The sequence below is a fragment of the Fibrobacter sp. UWB11 genome, from assembly GCF_900143015.1.
Taxonomy (GTDB): Bacteria; Fibrobacterota; Fibrobacteria; order Fibrobacterales; family Fibrobacteraceae; genus Fibrobacter.
This window is the reverse complement of record NZ_FSRT01000003.1, coordinates 437,414-458,347: the sequence shown is the minus strand read 5'-3', so window position 1 is coordinate 458,347 and position 20,934 is coordinate 437,414. Positions and strand designations below refer to the sequence as shown.

Annotated in this window: 14 protein-coding genes; 9 read left to right on the top strand and 5 right to left on the bottom strand. The window is 46.2% G+C overall.

Annotated elements, in window-relative coordinates:
* Window positions 1–71: 71 nt before the first annotated feature.
* On the top strand, window positions 72–1,928 hold the full coding sequence (locus BUQ91_RS14005) for an ATP-binding cassette domain-containing protein (RefSeq protein ID WP_074209712.1): 1,857 nt from the start codon (window positions 72–74) through the stop codon (window positions 1,926–1,928).
* 90 nt (window positions 1,929–2,018) lie between these two features.
* Entirely contained in the window at window positions 2,019–5,093 is a 3,075-nt protein-coding gene (locus tag BUQ91_RS14000; protein WP_074209711.1) for an Ig-like domain-containing protein, read from the top strand.
* Window positions 5,094–5,355: 262 nt separating this feature from the next.
* Here BUQ91_RS14000 and BUQ91_RS13995 read toward each other — a convergent pair whose 3' ends face one another.
* Window positions 5,356–6,537 (bottom strand): acetate/propionate family kinase, encoded by a 1,182-nt coding sequence (locus BUQ91_RS13995; RefSeq protein WP_072830982.1) that lies wholly within the window; start codon window positions 6,535–6,537, stop codon window positions 5,356–5,358.
* Between the two features lie 119 nt (window positions 6,538–6,656).
* Between BUQ91_RS13995 and BUQ91_RS13990 the strand changes: the two genes are divergently transcribed.
* From BUQ91_RS13990 to BUQ91_RS13975, 4 genes are all read left to right on the top strand, one after another.
* Window positions 6,657–7,202, top strand: a complete 546-nt coding sequence (locus BUQ91_RS13990) for a phosphatase PAP2 family protein (RefSeq protein ID WP_074209743.1) — start codon at window positions 6,657–6,659, stop codon at window positions 7,200–7,202.
* 6 nt (window positions 7,203–7,208) lie between these two features.
* A complete protein-coding gene (locus BUQ91_RS13985) occupies window positions 7,209–7,886 on the top strand; it encodes a histidine phosphatase family protein (protein ID WP_074209710.1) in 678 nt (225 codons plus the stop codon).
* Window positions 7,887–8,163: 277 nt separating this feature from the next.
* Window positions 8,164–9,891: an FISUMP domain-containing protein gene (locus BUQ91_RS13980; protein WP_074209709.1), complete on the top strand. Its 1,728-nt coding sequence runs from the start codon at window positions 8,164–8,166 to the stop codon at window positions 9,889–9,891.
* Between the two features lie 102 nt (window positions 9,892–9,993).
* Window positions 9,994–10,977 (top strand): SIR2 family protein, encoded by a 984-nt coding sequence (locus tag BUQ91_RS13975; RefSeq protein ID WP_074209708.1) that lies wholly within the window; start codon window positions 9,994–9,996, stop codon window positions 10,975–10,977.
* A gap of 17 nt (window positions 10,978–10,994) precedes the next feature.
* Here the strand turns inward: BUQ91_RS13975 and BUQ91_RS13970 are convergent, their stop codons facing one another.
* The 4 genes from BUQ91_RS13970 to BUQ91_RS13955 form a co-directional block, all read right to left on the bottom strand.
* The gene (locus BUQ91_RS13970) at window positions 10,995–11,846 is read right to left on the bottom strand and encodes a hypothetical protein (protein ID WP_074209707.1); all 852 of its coding nucleotides are present in this window, start codon (window positions 11,844–11,846) and stop codon (window positions 10,995–10,997) included.
* A gap of 75 nt (window positions 11,847–11,921) precedes the next feature.
* Window positions 11,922–12,761: an alginate O-acetyltransferase AlgX-related protein gene (locus BUQ91_RS13965; protein WP_254842377.1), complete on the bottom strand. Its 840-nt coding sequence runs from the start codon at window positions 12,759–12,761 to the stop codon at window positions 11,922–11,924.
* 268 nt (window positions 12,762–13,029) lie between these two features.
* Window positions 13,030–13,869, bottom strand: a complete 840-nt coding sequence (gene folD / locus BUQ91_RS13960; RefSeq protein ID WP_074209705.1) for a bifunctional methylenetetrahydrofolate dehydrogenase/methenyltetrahydrofolate cyclohydrolase FolD — start codon at window positions 13,867–13,869, stop codon at window positions 13,030–13,032.
* A gap of 124 nt (window positions 13,870–13,993) precedes the next feature.
* Window positions 13,994–14,248 (bottom strand): hypothetical protein, encoded by a 255-nt coding sequence (locus tag BUQ91_RS13955; protein ID WP_074209704.1) that lies wholly within the window; start codon window positions 14,246–14,248, stop codon window positions 13,994–13,996.
* Window positions 14,249–14,421: 173 nt separating this feature from the next.
* Here BUQ91_RS13955 and BUQ91_RS13950 point away from each other — a divergent pair, with 173 nt between their 5' ends.
* The 3 genes from BUQ91_RS13950 to BUQ91_RS13940 all read left to right on the top strand — a co-directional run bounded on the left by BUQ91_RS13950 (window position 14,422) and on the right by BUQ91_RS13940 (window position 20,912).
* A complete protein-coding gene (locus tag BUQ91_RS13950) occupies window positions 14,422–15,234 on the top strand; it encodes an FKBP-type peptidyl-prolyl cis-trans isomerase (RefSeq protein ID WP_083601289.1) in 813 nt (270 codons plus the stop codon).
* A 72-nt stretch (window positions 15,235–15,306) separates the two neighbouring features.
* Window positions 15,307–16,662, top strand: a complete 1,356-nt coding sequence (gene argA / locus BUQ91_RS13945) for an amino-acid N-acetyltransferase (RefSeq protein ID WP_072830966.1) — start codon at window positions 15,307–15,309, stop codon at window positions 16,660–16,662.
* Window positions 16,663–16,796: 134 nt separating this feature from the next.
* Window positions 16,797–20,912, top strand: coding sequence for a carbohydrate-binding domain-containing protein (locus tag BUQ91_RS13940; RefSeq protein ID WP_074209703.1), 4,116 nt, complete (start codon window positions 16,797–16,799; stop codon window positions 20,910–20,912).
* The last annotated feature ends 22 nt before the right edge of the window (window positions 20,913–20,934 follow it).

Below are 20,934 nucleotides of genomic sequence, written 5' to 3'. Positions count from 1 at the left end.
GCCCAAATTTAGATAAATAAACGATTTTTCTATTTTTCTACGGGAAAAAGTAATTATAGAAGGGTTTGTTTATGCCCATTTTGTCTGCTCAGAATATTTTGCTCCGTTTTGGCGGTCCGCCGCTTTTGGATAATGTCTCGTTCGATATCGAGGCGGGCGACCGCATTTGCCTTGTGGGCCGTAATGGAGAGGGCAAGAGCACACTTTTGAAGGTGCTGACGGGCGAAATGGAGACGAATTCCGGTGAAATCGTCAAGAAGACGGGACTCAAGGTTTCCCGCATGATTCAGGAAATCCCGGCACATCTCGACGGGACCGTTCGTGACATTGTGATGGGCCGTGTGTCCGTGGTGAGTGGCGGTTCCGTGATTTCGAAAAAGATTCTGGACGATGGCGCCCATAATGCAACTGCCGAGGCGATTCTCGGCAAGACGGGTATCGATGCGGATGCTCCTTATGACAGCTTGAGCGGTGGCCAGAAGCGCCGTGTGCTTTTCGCTCGTGCCGTGGCCGAAGATCCGGATTTGTTGCTGCTTGATGAACCGACAAACCATTTGGACATTCCCGCCATCCAGTGGCTGGAAGGGATTGTGACGCGTCTTTCTTGCGCGGTGATGTTCGTGAGCCATGACCGTGCATTTGTGCGCCGTACGGCAACCCGCATTTTTGAGCTGGACCGTGGGCGTGTGCGCAGCTGGGATTTCCCGTACGACAAATTTGTGCAGTTTAGGGATCAGGCGCTTGCCGAAGAAGAAAAGGCGAATGCACTTTTCGATAAGAAATTGGCCGAAGAAGAAGTTTGGATCCGCAAGGGTATTCAGGCACGTCGCACGCGCAACGAGGGGCGAGTCCGCGCCCTCATCAAGATGCGCGAAGAACGCGCGGCTCGCCGCTCCCGTACGGGCAATGTGAACATGCAGATTACGGAAGCCGACCGTTCCGGGCGCCTCGTTGCGCGCCTCAAGAACGTGAGCTATTCGTATGACGGGAGCCCGCTCATTAGTGACCTCTCGACCGAAATCAGCCGTGGCGACCGCATTGGCATTGTGGGGCCGAATGGCTCCGGCAAGACAACGCTCTTGCGCTTGATTCTTGGCGAACTCCAACCGGAATCGGGTGAAGTCCGCCTGGGCAGTAACCTCCATATTGCCTATTTCGACCAGATGCGTACCCGCCTTCGCGAAGACAAGTCGCTCATCGAAAATATCGGTGACGGTCAGGCTTACATTACGCTGAACGGTGTCAAACGCCATGTGTTAAGTTATTTGCAAGACTTTTTGTTCTCGGCAGATCGCGCTCGCGGCCCAATCAGTGCGCTAAGCGGCGGTGAACGCAACCGCCTTTTGCTCGCATGCCTCTTTAGCCACCCGAGCAACGTCTTGGTGCTTGACGAACCGACGAATGACTTGGACATGGAAACGCTCGACCTTTTGGCAGAACTTTTGGCCGACTATAACGGCACCGTCCTGACGGTCAGTCATGACCGAGCCTTCCTCGATTCCGTGGCTACCGGCATCCTCGCCATCGAAGATGGCGGCCATGTTTTCGAAGCGGTCGGCGGCTATTCCGATTACGAGGCGAACAAGAAGATTCGCGACAAGGAAGCCGCCAACGCCGCCCGCATTGCCGCCGAAAAAGAGGCCGAAAAGCAAGCCCGCTCAAATGCTGGCGCCGGCGCCGCCTCTGCGGCCCCCGCACCCGCCAAAAAGAAAAAGCGCAGCTACAACGAAGAGCGCGAATACGCTGCCCTCCCCGAAAAAATCGAAAAACTCGAAAAAGAAATCGCCGATTTCCAGCTGGAACTTTCCAAACCAGAGGTCTATACGAATGCGACCCTCATTGTGGAACTCCAGAAAAAGATTGCCGATGACGAGGCTTTGCTCGAACAGGCTTACGAGCGGTTCGAGATACTTGACAATTTGGGGTGATTTTTTTTCGCTCCCCTAGTGACATTTCTCATTGGATAATATAGATTTACATTGAATGGGTATTGGTGTTTATTTAGAGGAGTTTTAGAAATGAAATCGCTATCTTTGTCTTTGGTGATGGCGTTGGCTGGCGTCACGATGGGTCACGCCGCAACGGTTTGGAGTTTTGATAAGCCGACGGGCAATGACGTGCAGCCCGAAAAAAACTGGTTCAGCTTTGCTCAGGGTGGTTCAACTACGGGCAAGCTGGTTGATACCCAAGAGGGTTATAAGCAGTTTACTGTGGCATTGGACCTGAACTCTAGTGAATATAGCACTGGTGGCTTCGGATTCGTGTGGAAATCTGCGAATAACCAGGATGCTCCGATAGATCTCTCTGCTTATTCCGGTCTTTGCATCACGTATAAGGCCGATCGTCCGTTCCGTGTAGACCTGAAGCAGACCTCCGTGACGGACTATAACTTCTATGGCATTATTCTTCCGGCACAAGAAAATTTTGTGTCGAAGTACGTTGATTTCCAGAGTTTTGCCCAGGAAGGTGGCTGGGGTACTGAAGTTGCCCTGGATTTGACCCAGCAGACTGCTATCCAGGTGAACTACAAGGAAGGCATTGCAAAGAATCTTGAAGAAAGCGATGCCGAAAGAAACAAGAATACTATTACTTTTTCTGCCGTTTCCCTTGGTGAATGCGAGACCGTTGTTGAAGAGTCGGACCTCAAACTCCTCGAGCCGTATGACAAGGTCCAGACCGTGACCATGAAGGAAACTGATTCCTTGAAAATTCCTCTTTCGAAGATTTTTGCAGCGAAGGAAGGGGCTGAAGTAACGATTGCGACCTCTTTGACCGTTGCCAATATTTTGACGAAGGTCAAGCCCGAGGGTGCTCCGACTTTGAGTGACGATCTCGTCTATGTCTCGAGGAACCTTGATAAGGATACCTCTTTGACGCTTACCGTTTTGGCTTTGAGCGGAACGGAATCTGTAAAGACCCAGTTTAATATTACGATTACCGATGAAGGTGAAGGTCCTGTCGGCCCGACTTGCCCGGATGACCCGGAATGCCCGGATGATCCTCCTCCAGAGAACCACCCGACGGTTGTGCTTGATCCGTACAATGTCGAGGCAACTGTCTTTGGCATGAAAGAAGCGGATACGATGAAAATTGCGCTTGGCGATCTTTTCGCTGACGAAGATAATGACAATCTCACTTTTGTTGTAGAGTTTTCTGCTGATTTGATGAAAGTCTTGACGCCGTACGACAAGGCCACCTTGAAGGATACTGTTAAGATTATTCCTTTTGGTGTTAAGAAGGACACGACTTTTGTTGTTTCTGTCTTTGCGACGGATGGAAAATCGGACTTGGTCCAGGTCAACTATATTGTGACTATCGAGGATTCTAACACCCCGCCTGTTGCCGCAGATACTTCGTACACGGTTACGGAAGGTGAATCCTTGATCGTTCCGATTGTCCGCGGCCTTGCTGTGATTGGCTTTGATGCGGATGGCGATGACTTCCTTGTTGTGCCTATAGATTCGACCAAGCATGGTAAGTTGACTGAATTCTCTCAGCTTGGCTCGTTCGTCTATACGCCGGATAGCTCTTTCCGTGGCGATGACACGTTGACCTACGTTCTTGTGGAAACTGCAAACCACGATATGATTAGTAACAAGGCTACTGTGGTTATCCATGTGGAAGCAATTAATGCAAAACCGACGGTCACGGTTGCTGATAGCACGTTCCTCAAGGATACTTTGGCACTTGACATGGAATTCGATGAAGATACCGTGTCTCAAATCAAGATTTCGACCAAGGCTTTGGTCTTTAGCGATCGCGAAGTGACTGAAGGTACGCAGAAGTTCACTTACAAGGCTGTCGGAACGAAAATTGTTGCAACCGTTGATAGCGTGAATGCAAGCAATTACTTCATTTCTTTGAAGCCGGTGGCCAAGGCTAGTGGTATGGCTTCTATCTTCTTGTACGCATCTGATGGAAAGGACTCCGTGGGCGTAACTCTTTATGTAAAGCTCGTCTCCCCGAAGGATGTCGCTCAGGCAGAGAAGGACGAATACACCACGTTTAACGACAGCACTCTTACCGTAGATGCTAAGAAGGGTGTTCTTGCTAACGATATGTATCCGGAAGGTGTAACGAAGGGCATGGAAGCTGAACTTGCTCAGAAGCCTGCTCATGGTACGCTTACCCTTAACAAGGACGGTAGCTTTACTTACAAGCCGGCTGAGGGCTTCGAAGGCGTTGATTACTTTGGTTATTACGCCGTTATCAATGGCACTAAGTCTAAGGCTGGGGTTGCAACGATTGTGGTCGAAAAGCGCAACCAGCTCCCGACGGTTGTCGTGAAGCCAGAAACGCTCGATACGACTGTCACGGAAGATTTCCCGTCTTCGAGAGCTTTGAAGTACACGAAGTCTGTGGTTGCTTCTTGGTTCAAGGATCCGGAAGGCGATTCGTTGACATATTCCGCAAAGAGCAAGGATGGAAAGCTCAAGGTCGAAATTACGGACAAGGGTATTCTTGAAGTCAACTCTGCTCCGGATTCTACAGGCAAGGCTTATGTGGTCGTGACTGCAACCGATAAGAAGTCTGGTTCCAAGAGCTTTGAATTCTGCGTGAATATTACTCCGGTGAACGACAAGCCTGTGCTTTTGCATGGCGATACAGCATTTGTGCATGGCACAAACTGGAGCGTCAAGTGGAATCTTGATTCGCTTGTCAAGGATGTTGATGGTGACAAGCTTACCTTCTCGCCGAACGAAACGAGCGCCTTGGCAAAGTACATGACCATTTCTATGAAGGGTTCTGAGCTGACAGTGACTGCAGTCAAGGATCTCGCATTCAAGGAAGGTAACAAGTACGCTATCGGCGTTAAGGTTTCTGACCCGAGTGGCATGAACGTTACGATTCCTTTGTATGTTATCGTTGATGAAAAGCGCGCAGGCATGAAGCCGCAGCTTGCTCAGCCGAAGAACACTTGGCAGAATGCTGTGATGGCAAAGCGTGGAAGCGTGGCTATCATGGATATGAAGGGCCGTGTGGTCTGGAAGGCCAAACTCCCGGTGAACCCGGCTGATGTGAAGAGTGCTTCTGCTCAGGTTCAGGGGCGCAAGATTCTCCGCGTGAACAATCAGACCTGGACGATTAAGTAAGGCACCGCATGTGTCATCTTGAGCGGTCATGGACCGCGAAGGATCCAGTAGATGTTTAAGATGTCACCCCGGACTTGTTCCGGGGGCGACTTTTTTATAAAGAAAGGCTCCGCATTGCGGAGCCTTTCTTTTATATAAAAAAGTGACTGGGTGGGGGCAAGCCCCAACCTCTAAGGCTCGGTTATATCCATGCAAGCATGGCTGCAACGCTCGCCTTTTAAGGTTGTCTTCCGCCTATAAGGCGTCAGGATGACGCGAAGTGTTACTTCACCAATGCTTCGGTGTCGAGAGCGATGAGCAATTCTTCGTTTGTTGCAACGACGATTGCCTTCGGCGTGCCATCCTTCGTGATGAGGTGGTTGGATTCCTTGCCGCTCTTGAGGTTGCGTTCTTCATCGACTTGGTAGCCGAGGAGCTTTAGGTTGTCCAAAGCTTGCTTGCGGACGTAGAAGCTGTTTTCGCCAATGCCGCCCGTGAACACGATGGCGTCGATGCGCGGGAGAGCCATGGCGATGCCGCCGATTTCGCGAGTGAGGCGGTAGCAGAACACATCGAGAGCGATTTGAGCCTGCTTGTTGCCTTCGCTTGCTGCCTGCGTGAGAGTACGCATGTCGTTAGAAAGACCAGAGAGGCCCAACAAGCCAGATTCCTTGTTCACGAGGTGGTCAAGCTTGTCGATGGTGCCGTATTCTTCGCCGTACTTCTTAGCGATGTAGAAGAGGATTGCTGGGTCGAGGCTGCCGGAACGTGTACCCATGATAAGGCCTTCGAGCGGTGTAAAGCCCATCGTAGTGTCGACGCACTGGCCATTCAAAATAGCGGAGCAGCTAGAACCGTTACCGAGGTGAGCCGTGATAAGGCAGGTTTCTTCGGGCTTGGTGCCGAGAACCTTGCAAGCTTCGGCAGTTACAAAGCGGTGGCTTGTGCCGTGAGCGCCGTAACGGCGAATGCCGTCCTTTTCGTAGAACTTGTACGGAATACCGTAGAGGTAAGCCTTTTGCGGCATGGTTTGGTGGAATGCCGTGTCGAACACGGCGACCTGCGGAAGACCCGGGAAGAACTTGGTGGCGCATTCCATGCCCGTTGCGTGTGCCGGTTCGTGGAGCGGGGCAAAGAGCGTGATGCTGCGGATGTAGTCGATGACTTCCTGAGAGACCTTTTCGCTCTTGATGTACTTGCCGCCATGCACGACGCGGTGGCCGATGGCTTCAATTGTAGAAGTGAGTTTTTGGGCGTCGAGGAACTTCTTGACCTGATCGACGGCTTCGGCATGCGTGGGGCAGTCGAAGTTGAAGTCAATCTTGCCTTCGGGGCCCTTGGCCTTGGTGTGACCGTTGACGCCGATATTTTCGACGAGGCCGCTTGCGATGGATTCCTTGGTCTGGGTGTCGATGACAGCGAATTTCACAGAAGAGCTGCCGCAGTTAAGAACGAGTACGCGCATTTTAGTAGTCAGTGGTTAGTGGTTAATGTTTAGTAGGCTGTAAAACCTAATACCTGTTTTGTTTAAATAATAGGAATTTCCAAGGGAGGGTGCATTGGGAAAATTCTAAATTCACGTTGATGCTTAATAAAATTAAAGATTTTGATAACCGCGTTTCGGTTTACTGGACCAATCGCCATTTTTCGCGCAAAGTGAACGGCTGGCTCCGTTTTTATGTGCGTTTGGGCGATGGCTACATTTGGGCCTTGTTCATCGCATTTTTGATTTGGATGATTGGGGTCGATGGATTTTTGCCGATTCTTTGGCAGGCTCTTGTGTCGCTGGCGATGAGCCTTTTGATTTACGAAGGTGTCAAGCTTAGCACCAAGCGTCCGCGCCCGTTTGCTGCAAATTCGCAAATCAAGGCCGAAGTCCCGCCGCTTGACAAGTACAGTTTCCCGTCGGGCCATACGATGAACAACTTGGCTGTTGCTAGTACGGTATTTTATTGTGTGCCGCAATATGGCTGGGTCATGATGCTGTTGCCGCTCACGTGGGGACTTTTGCGCGTGTACTTTGGCGTTCATTGGTTCTCGGACATTGTCTGTGGATTCTTGCTTGGCATTTTGAGTTTTGTGCTTGGACATGCATTGTGGATTCCGATTTCTGCTGCAATTGGTGGCTAATGACCGATGACTAACGACTTTGTACAAATTTCCGACTTTTTTGCCCAGGTTGACTGGAATTCTAAAATTTATTTGCTCTTGCGCCATGCCGAACGCAACCACATCACGCCTGACGACAAGGACTTTGGTGCGCATGTAGGGCTTACGGACAGCGGGCGCCGCCAGGCGGTAATGCTTGGAAAAATGATTCCTGCAATTGGCGATGCTGTGTATTTTTCGAGCCCGGTCGGACGTTGTGTAGAAACAGCAAAGTGCATTGGCGAGGGTCGCAAGCTTGCGGGTTTTGGAGTTTGCTCGGGCGCCTCGGTTAATGTCACGCCGCTTAATGAACTTGGCGATTTCTTTGTTCGTGATGTGCCTGCATATGAGCAAACTTTGAGAGAAGGGTTTTACGAAGGTATTTGTGAATGGCTAGACTCGGGCGAACATGATGCGTTCTATCCGCTCCATGAACGTGCGGAACAGATGCGCGAAATGATGTTTGCAAAAGCCGATACACGCTTCAACATCTTCGTGACACACGATGCCTGGATTGTGCCGTGCCTCTCGCATTTCTGCAATTTCAAGTTCCAACCGAAATGTTGGATGAACTTCTTGACGGGCCTTGCTTTTGAGGTCCCTGAAAAGGGTAATGTTAAAGTAACTCCTGTAACCGTAATGGAAACGGGCTGGTTGAAGTTCTAAAATATTTTAGATAAATTTTGTAAAATTAATACAACATTTGCAATGTGTGCAGGTGTTTAATTACTTTATGCAAAAAAGTGACCGAATCATCTTTATGAGAGGTAGGTTCGTTCCGATAACGGTTCTACTCCGGAGGTTGGAGTTATTTTTTTTTGATTTGCTTTGTTATATTATGCTTATATTTTAAATAATTATCCTACCATTGCTCCTAGTCTCTTGCAATTATTGATGTCGGCAGATGAAGTGGTATGATTAATTAATATAAAGGAATTGTAGCATGAATAAAGTAACTAAGAAAAAAGCCATTGCGGTTGTTGGAGCGATGGCTCTTTTGTGCTCCTGCGGTGATGAAATTACTGAAATCACGAATACGGGCATGTCTTCTGTGGTGGCTTACGAAGACCTCGCAAAATGCGAAGACAAGAACGAAGGTGAACTTGTGTTTGTAAAAGATTCCAGTGCGGTTTATCTGTGTTCCGACAAGAAGTGGAACGATATAAACGGCAATGATGGTAAGAATGGAAAAGAAGGTGCCAATGGTTCCGATGGCAAAGATGGAAAAAATGGTACCAATGGTTCTAATGGCAAGGATGGAACATCGTGCACTGTCGAACCTCTGAAAGATGGTTCGGGATACAATGTGTTATGTGGCGACAAGGTTGTTGGCAAATTGCTGAACGGTGAAAAAGGCGACAATGGCAAAAATGGTAATGATGGCAAAAGTTGCACCGTGAAAGAGAACGATAAAAAGAACGGCTACGACCTTGTTTGCGGTGATGAGACTGTTACGATTACGAACGGGAAAGATGGCGAAAGCATCACTGGACCGAAGGGTGAAAGCTGCACGGGCGCGGTGCTTGAAAACGGCAATATTCAGATAAATTGCGGCGACAAGACAATTGGTGAACTTAAGAACGGAACAGACGGAAAGTCTGCTTTTGAACTTGCACAGGAAAAGGATGAGACTATTACCGATATTGACGAGTGGCTTGCCTCGCTGAAGGGCGAACCTGGCCAGGGATGTACTGCCAAGGAAATCGAGGGTGGTGTTGAAATTACGTGCGATGGAAAAACTGTCACAGTTAAAAATGGTAAGGATGGGCAATCTTCCATGGCTGTTTGCGGTAAAGAGTCTTATGACCCAGAAACTCATTTTTGCTACAATAACGAACTCTATTTATTGTGTAATGGCAAAGTTTATAACCCGAAAAAAGAATTATGCCATAATAAATTAATTTATGGCTCTTGCGGTGAACTGTACTTTGATCCTTCCAAGCAGTATTGTTATAGTCAAGAAATCTATGATCTTGAAGAATGCGGTAAAAATACGTATAAACCCAAGATGCAACTTTGCGATGAGCGAGAGGGTGGCGTCGTTTATAATATCGTTACTATTGAGCCAAAGGGAACTACTTATTCCAAGACATGGATGGCAGAAAATTTGAACTACAAGGTGGAAAATAGTTATTGTTATAAAAGTAAAACTGAAAATGAAGCTCCCGAAGATTGCAAGGATAAGGGGCGTCTTTACAGTTGGGCTGCTGCTGTGAATAAAGCGGAAGACGAATGTGGTTTGGGTCATTCATGTGAATTGGAGAAAGATTTAAATGGCAATATCAAGGGGATTTGTCCTGATGGTTGGCATTTGCCAAGTAAGGGGGAATGGGACGATTTGGTTAAAGCTTTGAGTGACGTTAGTAGTTCTGTAGGAAGCTTGTTGAAATCACGGACCGGCTGGGACGATTATGGTGATGATAGTGATGGTAATGGTTTTGACAGCTATGGATTTGCGGGTTATCCTGTTGGATACGGTGTCCTATATAAGACGGATACAGGTGAAGAAATTCGTTTTGATTATGAAGGACTCTATGTAGATTTTGTTTCATCTACTCAAGGGAGTAAAGACGCTTTGTATGGTCTGTATTTAGGGAATACGTATACAGACGCAAAAACTACATGGATTTCAAAAGAAAATTATTGCTCAATCCGCTGCGTTAAGGACTAGGTAATATTCTATAAATGCAAAGAACGGACTGGAAAAATCCAGCCCGTTTTTCTTTTTCTTGCAATAGAGTGCTTTTTCGTCTAAAAATTATACATTAACGGTATGATGCAGTCGAATTGTTATCGCCGTATTTTTGTACTTGGTTCTGGATTCAGCAAGTCTTTCTCGCCGCAGATGCCCACGCTCCGCGACTTGAACGAACTTATCCCTTTTGGAATCCCGGACGAGTTTCCGCATTTTCGCGATTACTGCAAACGCTTTTTGACACTCTGCAATGGCGATGACGAGTATTTGGGTATTGAACCTTTAGCGACATCAATTCTTTCGGCGCAGATTTTCCCGGGCGAGCGTGAACGGCTTTACCATGCATCGCTCCGCTTTGAACTGTTGCGCTTTATTGCAAGTGTTATCCGTAGCGACAATGCGCTTGATGAATCGGCTGCTGCGATTCTCAAAAATTTTTTAGTGTCGTGCGAAAATGATTCGACTTCGGGCTCTCGCGAAACGCTTTTGCTTTCGTTCAATTACGACACGCTGATTGAAACAGCGATTGCCAAGGATAAGGAACTTCGCGAACAAGTTTCTGTGGACTACGGCGTGAAAATCGACCCTGCTGACCGCTCGGCGAAACGCGGCAAATCCAACCGCACTATAGACCTTATCAAATTGCACGGCTCGCTCAACTGGTTCCCCGTCAAGGGCGCAAGCGACGAACTCGACTTGAAAAATGTCTGCGAAGTCGAACCGCAAGACCGCAGTTTCCCCATCTACTGCGAAGACACTCCCATCTTCATTCCAATGGCGCATGCCAAGGAATCTTTCTTGCGCGGGAGCCTTTTTAACTTGCTTTGGTCCAAGGCCGATTACTATCTGAAAAATGCCGAAGAGATTTACTTTATCGGTTACGGTTTCCCGAAGACGGACATCAACAATTTGGAATTCCTGTTACGCCACCGTGACCGTTTTAAAAAAGCGGTTGTGCTCGATAGCGTCGATCGCCATGACTTGCAACGCTTGCAGAAATTGCTAGGCGAAGACCTTGTCGAATCGTGTGATGCGAAGAAATTCTTGGAAAAGCTGAAGTAGTGTTTTGAAGAAAATATTTAGAAGAAAACGCGATATGGAATCTGTTTTGTATAAAAACGTCCTTTTAAATCGTAATATTTATTCTTTATCTCTTTAGAGTTCTGTTTTCGCTGCTTGATTCTGATAGAAGTATTTTCATTTTGGAATACAACGCTAGTAGAAACAAAAAAGTTTTTAATTATTTGATTTGAATAAGTTGTTTGTATAATTGTATCTGCATGCTGAACGATGGAATATGTATTACTTTCAGGATCAAGAATAAATTTAAGAGAATCCTTGTCGTATTTGTAACTAATGCATGAAAGTTCGTCATTTGGATCGTTGATGGTTATGTAAGAAGTAGAGTCCGGCTTACGTAGGGAATCGTAATGAAATAAATTCTTTGTATGCAAAGTATCATTCAATAGATATAATTTACTAGTCATTATTCCGGTTGTTTTTAAATCACCTTGTGCAACATTCTGTATATCTATAAAATGAACCGTTATTATTGATGTGTCTTTCCCGAAAATGATTTGACCAGAATCGCCATATGTAAAGAGTCCTGTGGAATTGTTTTCTGTATAATATATATCGTTGTATTTATATTCATTTGAATAGATAATACTGTCTGCTAGATTATTGCGTGTAATGTATGTTTCTGTGAGTGATTCTAGTTTTTGATTTTTTGATGAACCCGTCCATTTGTATATTTCTTCTAAATATCCAATGGAGTCTTTTTTTAGTTCTGTTGTTATCGTGTTTTTAGTGAGAACGTATTCATGGTTTAAATGTTGTAATGCAGGAATGATTTTATATGTTAAATCCGTGCATTTTAAAGAAAAGGAATATGTAATCGTTAGTAAAATGATGAATAAAGTGTTTTTCATAATTCTCACCCCTTTATTTCTATAGATGCTAATATAAAAATTTATTTGTGAAGAAAGGAAACTTGGGGGAACGTGCTAGAATTCCGGTGCTTTAAAATGCCCGTAGAGTTCGCGGCCGTCGAATACCCAGACGACGGCTTTTTTGCCTTCTAGAAAGCTAGACTTGCCTTTGAACATTTGCGGTCCGATATTGCCTCCACCGACTTTGCTGATGGTGAACGTTTCGACGCTTGTCGCTGCTGCGATGTATGCACCGATGTGGGCTCCGTAAGATTTTCCTTGCCCGACATTGCTATCGCCGATGATGACGATGGGTGCTTTTTTGGAACCGCGATACTTGTAGCCATCGGTGCCTAGAACTTTTTGTTCTTTTATTTTGTATTCAATTTCTTCGCCGTGGAGCAAGTCGTAGAGATTCCCGGTGCCATCGACGATGGTATCGCGTAGTGGGTAGCGCTTACGGTTCATACCGTAGAGGAGAGGCGCGATGGAATCGGCGGCCATTTTTGCGAGTACGAACCTTGCATGACCTGTGCAGTGGCTTTCGTACGGCTCAAACATGGGCGTTTCATTGCTTTGTTCTTTGTGGAGTTCTTTAATCTTGTCGAGCGCGTCGATGACGGTGACGTTATGCTTGCGGAGTTTCTCGACCCATTTTTCATATTGCGGGAGCTTGATTCCTTTTTTCGCCTTGTCGGAATATTGCTCGGGGACGGCTAAGAGCTTGTCTGGAACGGGGACGATAATCAGCTTGACTCCACGTGCTTCGAGTGAGTCCTTGAACGCGATGATTTGTGGTGTGTTGTCGTTCCAGCGCTTGGTGGCGTTCAGCAGGCTTTCTTGCAAAAAGAGCCAGCCATCCTTGCCTTCGATTGCGCATGCGACTTCTTCGGTGGTGCTACCGCATTTTTTCATGTCGCGCACCATTTGCTTTTGCAGCTCGGAGGCGGCGATCGCTTGTGCGGGCCACAAAGTGCATAAAGCGAAAAGCGCCACGAGGGCGCCTTTCATTAAATCGCTGATCATCCAGAAATAACTGGATCCTGCTCCTTCGAACCTAACTCTACTAAGGCAACAAGTTGCCAAGTATCGTATATCGGCTTCGTGCCTTGCGGCACTTCGCTCAGGATGACACGGTATGAACATTTGATTCTTTGGCACTTCGATCAGAATAACTTTGCCGTTACTTAATGAGAGATTCTCCGGATTCCACGCTCTGGTAGATGAGGGTGTTGATGGTCATCGGGCCTACACCGCCCGGAACCGGAGTGTATGCGGAAGCAACTTCTTCGAGACCCTTTTCGATATCGCCGACGCCACCCGGATGGTAACCAGCGTCCACGACGACTGCACCCGGCTTGATCCAGGACTTCTTGATGAATTCCGGCTTGCCGACGGCACCGACTAGGATGTCTGCCTGCTTCACGAATTCCGGAAGGTTTTCGGTCTTGCTGTGGCAAATGGTCACGGTGCAGTTGGCGTTGAGGAGCATCATAGCCATCGGCTTTCCGAGGATGGCGCTACGGCCAACGACCACGGCATGCTTGCCAGAAAGCGGAATGTTGTAAGCCTTGAGGAGTCTCATGATGCCGGCCGGCGTTGCGCAACCGTAAGCTTTTTCACCCATGGACATGCGGCCAAAGCCGAGGCAGGTCACGCCGTCCACGTCCTTGCGTGCATCGATAGCTTCGAATGCGGCGCGTTCATCGATGTGGCGCGGAACCGGGTGCTGCAAGAGGATGCCGTGCACGTTCGGGTTTTCGTTGAGTTCCTGAATCTTGTTGAGGAGTTCCTGCGTTGTGGTGTTCTTGTCCATCACCACGCGGATGCTTTCCATGCCGACGCGGGCGCAGGCGTTGCCCTTCATCTTGACGTAAGTGGCGCTAGCCGGATCGTCGCCCACGAGAATCGTTGCAAGAATCGGGGTCTTGCCGGTCTTTTCCTTGAGCTTTGCCACGCGGGCGCTGAGTTCTTCTTCAGTAGTCTTGGCAAGAGCCTTGCCGTCTAAAATGAGTGCTGCCATAAAATCTCCGTTTTTCCCAAATTTAAAAAATTTGGGCTTATCGCTAAAGGGATTTTTCTTTAAAAAAAGCAAAGCCCGCTTGGTAGCGGGCGTGACATGAAAAATTAATCTTAGCTGATTTTAATTAAAACTTGTTTCCGAAGAAAGATGGAATGATAATTCCGACGATAATTGCCCAGGGGTAGGAGAGCGAACCTTTAAGCCAACCGGTCGAGTAGACGGGCTCGGACTTTTTGAGGATTTGCGGATTCTTTTCGCTGAGAGCGGTAGATTCCGCTACAACTTCCACCAATGAATCTTTGACACTGTCAATAGATTCATCGAACAGCTTTTTTTGAGCTGCTGCAGAATCAATATAACACTGAAAGCTGTTTTTCATTGTAAAATTTCCTTTGAACAGGAATATAGCAAAAATGTAAGTAATTTTAAAGGGGTAGTGTGTGTTTTTCTTTACAATTATGTTGAAATATCTGTTTTAATCACATTTCCTAGTGTTTTTTTCGCATAAAAAAGTATTTTTAAAGGGCAAAATTTAGGATTGGATCCGTTTTTATGAAAATTTTTCGTTATGTGCCCGTAATTTTTGTGGGGGGATGCCTTATTGCTTGTGGTGGTAGCAAACCTGCTACTGCTGTTAATCCGAGCACTGTTCCTGCCCCAGAAGTCAATGCAGCTCCCGTTGTACCCGATTTGACCCCTGTACCGGAACCTGTACAGACCCAGGAACAGAAAGTTTTCTTGGATAATGCTGTCGATCGTTATAGCTACGCGCTTGGTGTGGATTTCGGTAGGGCACTTTCGAATATCAACGTGCCTATAAAGTTTGAAGTTCTTGTAGATGCCATGCGGGATGTCCTTGATTCCAGCCGTGAAGTTCTCATGACGGATTCGCAGTCCGAAGCTGCACTTCAGGATTTGCTTTCGCAGATGCAAATGCAGAAGGATATTGACGAAGCTGCTGCTTCACGGAAGGCGCTTAGCGATCAGGCGGCGTTCCTTGCGAAAAATATCCAGGATCCGCGAGTCTGGGTCACAAAAAAAGGCGTGCAATATGTAATCCTTAAGGAAGGAACAGGCAATAAGCCTAGAGCAACCGACAAGGTGAAGGTTCATTACGTTGGTACTTTGCTTAACGGAACGGAGTTTGACAATAGCGTCAAGCGTGGCGCTCCGCTGGAATTTGCTGTTTCTGCCGTCATCGAAGGTTGGCAGGATTTGCTTATGGAAATGAAGGTCGGCGAAAAGGTAAAGGCCTGGATTCCGAGTTCGCTTGCCTATGGCGAGGCTGGTGCTCCGCCTTCAATTCCGCCTAACTCGCTTTTGGTGTTCGAGGTTGAACTTCTGCAGATTGTAACATCTCGATAAAAATTGCCAAATTTTTGCTCAAATGGCGAAGGACTTGAAGTCCTTCGTTTTTTTGTTGCTACTTTTTAGGCTATGAGTACAGCGTCTGATTTTTATTCTCAACACTTCGAAGTTGCCGGATTCATCCGGGAAGTGTTTGGCTACATGGATAGGTTCAAGGGCCAGCTTTTCGTCTTGAAAATTGACGATAGCCTGATGGACCATCCGATGTTCCCCGTGCTGATGCGCGATATCGCCCTTTTGCATAAGGCGGGCATTCGCATTATCATTGTGCCGGGTACGCGAAATAGCATCGACGCACAGCTTAAGGCCTGGGACCTTGAAACGAAGTTTCACAATGGTGTCCGCTTAACGAACGAAGAAGCGCTGCCGCTTGTGGAACAGGCGTCTTTGGGCGTTGCGCAAAGAATCATGAGCCACCTTACGGCGAGCGGTCTCAGCGGTATTCAGGGTAACTGGATTCTGGCACGCAGCATGGGTGTGATTAACGGTGTCGATTACATGCGCACCGGTCGTATCGAACGCATCCAGCGCGACCTTTTGGAACAGCTCATGAACGAGAAGTTCGTGCCTATCATTCCGCCGATTGGCTGGAACAAGATTGGGCATGCCTACAATATTTCGAGTACTGAACTTGCAACCGAACTCTGCAAGTATCTTAAAGTTGGGAAACTGTTCTTTATCGGAAGCGAAAGCGGCATTAAGCTCGAAGGCCTTGTGACTGGCAAGAACACGAAGTATCTGGAACCGACCGATAACGGGCTTATATCGGCTATGGATATCGATCAGGCGAAGGAACTTTTGGAACTCAATTCGGATGTGCTTGACTTTGCGCAGATGGATTACTTGATGAACGCCATCCATGCATGCGAAGCAGGTGCGAACCGTGTGCATTTGTTGAGCGGTGAGTTTCAGGGCAGCGTGCTGCAAGAAGTATTCTCTGCTCGCGGTGATGGAACGATGGTGTATGCAAACCAGTATTCTTGTATTCGTCCGGCAACAATCGAAGATATTCCGGATATCTTGCGCATTATGCAGGATTACATTGCAAAGGGTTACCTTGTGCCGCGTACGCAGGATTCAATTTCCGAAAAGCTTGCTGATTACGTTGTATATAGCATCGATAATAGTATTCATGGTTGCGGAGCTCTCCATGCGTTCGAAAACAATATGGCCGAAGTGGCTGGCATTGCCGTCGGTGCGAACTATCGCAAGTCGGGCATTGGTGAAGCGATTGTGCGTCACCTGATTTCACTTGGCCGCATGAAGGGCTACAAGACCTTGTTCTTGCTCACGACGCAGGCTCTCGATTGGTTTTACCAGCTTGGATTTGTTGATGGGACTGTTGAAGAATTGCCGCCTTCTAAACGTGATCATTACAACCAAAAGCGTAAATCCAGAATATTGATGTTCCCGCTGGACAAGTAAAATATTGTGTATTGCTTTTAAAGGCGTTGCAGTTTTTGCGGCGCCTTTTTTGTTTGTCTATAAGGCATTTGTTATTGATGAAATGATAATTTTATTATAAATTTGCTACAAATTTTTCATAGGAGCTTATTTGTATGAATTTGGCCAGAATGTTTGGCAAGGTGCGTATTCTGTTGACGTTCCTTGTTGCTCTCGTTTGCACTTCGATGGCGTGGGCTGCCACCCCGGTCTCATATATCGACAAGAACGGCAAAACGCAGACTATCACCCAATACACTGTTTTGACTGGCAACGAAACGGATCTTACTAACGGATGGTATGTTGTAATAGGTGATATCAATTTTAGTACGACTATACAGATACACGAAGATATCCAGATTATTCTTACCGATGGTTCTTCGATGAATGTCGGGACAAATGAAAGTCCCATTAATGGTTGTGGTATTTGTATAGATAAATCGGCAACTATTACCCTTTTGACAATTTACGGACAGAGTGGCCAAACGGGCAAGCTAAATGTCTATACGGAAGGTTCTGGGAATTACCCTATTAATAGTGATCACCTTATAATCAATAGCGGCTCGGTCTCTGTTAATTCTAATTCTGATTGGGGCGTCTTTGTTCGTTTCGACATGGTTGTCAATGGAGGTTCTTTTTCATCGATTGCCAAACGTAGAGGTATCGTAACTTATTATGATTTCATTATCAATGGTGGTGAGGTCTCAGCGGTAGGAGGAGAAAGCGGAATCTTTTCTTACAGAAGCGCCACCATTAATGGTGGTTCTATAAGTGCTACTGCGACTGAAACTGAATATGCCTATGGCGGCATCTATGCAAATAAGAATATTACTCTTGGTTATACCGATAGATTTACTCGTATTAATGCAAGCAGTTATGGTGGCTCTGTTGTTATCAAAGAAGATCAAATTTTTAAAGACGAAAATGGTAACCATTACACAGGAAATCTTACCGATGAAGGAGTAAATGCTATTGCGGGAAAGACGCTTGTTCCTGTAATTCCTGTCAAATACATCGATGAAAATGGAAGTGAACAAACTATTGAGGATTACACCGTTTTGACCGGAAACGAAAAGCGACTTACTAGTGGATGGTATGTGGTAATTGGAAATGTCAATTTCAGTACGGCTGTAGAGCCATCTAAAGATGTCCAGATTATCCTTACCGATGGTTCTTCGATGAATGTTGGAACACTTGAAAATTCCGTTGATGGCATAGCCCTTAGTGGATATATGGATACTGATTTAAAAATTTATGGACAGAAAAATCAAACGGGTACGCTAGGAATTTATGCTTCAGGTGGATGGCGCTCTGTTTATATTGGCAACCTGGCTGTGTATGGCGGTTCTCTTATTGTAAATGGAAATAACAGTGGAGGTATCGAAGTTTATAATGATGTTGTTGTTGATGGTGGATCGGTTAGTGTGACTGCGACCAAAGAATCTACATATGGCATTTATGCTAAATCCGTCACTATCAAAAGCGGAAACGTCGATGTGACGAATACCGGGAAATTGGGAGATTGTTTCTATGCCAAAACGTTTACTCTTGATGGTGGTTCAGTTAATTTAATTGCAAGTGGTGCGAATGGGACGGGGATAACTATCTCGGAAGGTTCAATCACTATTAATGGAGGTTCTCTTAATGTTAATGAAGATAGCGACGAAGGGGGGTATGGTTTTCATGTTACTGAAGGTAGCATTGTCATCAATAGTGGCGTTGTAACGATATTCAGTAAAAATAAAATGGGTATATACGCTTCAGGAGATTTCGTTATTAATGGTGGCTCTTTATCTTCAAACAGTTTCGATGGAATTATGATTAGAGGAAAGATGATTGTCAATGGAGGCGAGTTTTTTACAACTGGTGACTATGATGCTGGTCTTATTGTCGATTGTGATGCTGAAATCAATGGTGGTCATTTTACAGCGAAAGGTAAATACTTGGGTATTTATGTTTTGAGTGGAAGCGTGTCTTTAGGCTATACAGATGATTCGGACCGTATCTTTATTAGCAGAATGTCTTTCGGTCCTAATGCTGTAGCCATCAAAGTCAAGGATGGCCAAATTCTCACTGATGGTAAAGGACATTTTTATAAAGGTACATTGTCTAGTGAACAAATTAATAGTATTGAGGATGCGGAACTCAGGATTCCAAGTCCTGTCAAATATGTAGACGAGAATGGTGATGAACAGGCTGTATATGAAATTGCTCAACTGACTGGTGATGAAAAAGAACTTGCCGAGGGCTGGTATTTGGCTAGTGGCGATATTGATTATAAACGTTCTGTAAAAATGTCTGGTGATGTTAACATTATTCTTGCCGATGGGTCTTCAATGAATATCGGATCAACGGAAGACTTTCACTATGGAAATGGTCTTGATGGAAAAGGTGCTAGCAATTTGACAATTTATGGACAGGAAAATCAAACGGGTGTACTTGGAATTTTTGCTGCTGGTACAAGTGATACTGCTATTTCTGTCGAAAATTTGACCATGAACGGAGGGACGATTTCTTCGTTCGGTAAATATGGTATTTATGCAAAAAAAGATATAACCATCAACAAGGGATTCGTTTCTGTAGATGGTCGAAATAGAGGAATCTTCTCTGCAGACGGTAATCTCGTTGTTAATAGCGGCTCTCTTGAAGCGAAAACTAGTGCGGGTTTTTATGGTGTTTATGTCAAAAAAGACGTTATTGTCAATAGTGGAAATGTCATTGTAAGTGGTCAAAATAAAGGGATTTATTCTAAAGAGGGAAGTTTCATTCTTAAGGGTGGTTCTGTTACTGCCTCGTGCGGGAAAGGCTATAGTATTGATGTTGCCAATGATATTGTCATCAATAGCGATGTTACAACAATAGGGGGAATCTATTCAGGAAAGCTTACTATCAATAGCGGTGTTGTTGCTGTTGCGGCTGAAGAAACGGGTAGTTATGGTATCGCATCGGACAAAAGCATTAAAGTTAATGGTGGCTCTATCACCATAACGGCGAATTCATGTGGAATGTCTGCTGGCGATAGTCTTATCATTAATAATGGTTCTATCGCTGCATCCGTTACATCAGAATCTGGAATGAGTGGTTCTTATGTTTCAATCAATGGTGGTGAGATCACTACAACTAGTCTTTCTGCTTTGTTCAGCATAGTCATTAATGGAGGTGCTGTCACGGCGACAGGTGACAATGGCTTTGAAACTTTATTGGCAGGTCCCGTCACACTCGGTTATTCCAGTCATGCTGACCATATCACCGCTAATAAATATTCTGATGTCATAAAGCATGCTCCTATTCCCGTCAAAATCAAGGATGGTCAGATTCTTACGGATGGTGATGGAAATCTGTACTTTGGAACGCTCACTGACGAACAGATTGATGCTATTGCAGGCAAAACGCTTGCTCCCACGACGCATCCTCTTATCGTGTCTGTCGATGGAGAAGGTCACAAACATGCATATTTTGAAGGTGATTTCATGGGTTCAGAACCAGTCAATATCACCGAGGATACCTATGTTGATGCCATTGATTTCGTGCGCACGTTCACGGCTGGGGCTTATGCGACGATTGTGTTCCCGTTCGATGTGAATACGGATCAACTTGGAGGCGTGCAAAAAGTTAGCCGTTGTGATGGATTTGTTCTGCAAGACAATGGACGCTGGGCTCTTCGTATAAAACGCCTTTGGACGGATGAGTCTACAACTCCTATAGAACTCAGCGCAAATACGCCGTACATGGTCATGATGAAGGATGAAACTCTCGTTGTTAAGGGTGGCGTAACGCTCAGAAAGTCTAAAGAGCCCGTCTCTGCGGTGGGGAATACAAGTTGGGAGTTCCGTGGAACCCTTGCTTACCAAAAATGGGAAGAAGGTAACGGTGACCTCGGACATGTCTATGGCTTTGCGGGTCAGGCTATGTCGGGTATCAAGGTTGGCGAATTTGTCAAGGTTGGTGCAGATGCCTATATTAGCCCGCTTCGTGCCTATCTCTACAAGGCTCCTGAAGCAAGTACGGTCAAGTCCAATTATGCTGGCGCAAAGGCAACGTCATCGATAGGGCTCCCTGACGAAATCGATATTATTGAAGATGAAGGTGACGGCGATGAAAAAACGACTGTTATCGGGCGTATCAATACCCGTACGGGCGAGTTGAAGACCTTGCAGACTTATGACCTGAAGGGCCGCAGGGTAAACGGCGTGCGCAAGGCTCGTGGCGCCTACTATGGTAAAAGGAAATAATTACAACTTTTGGAATGAATAT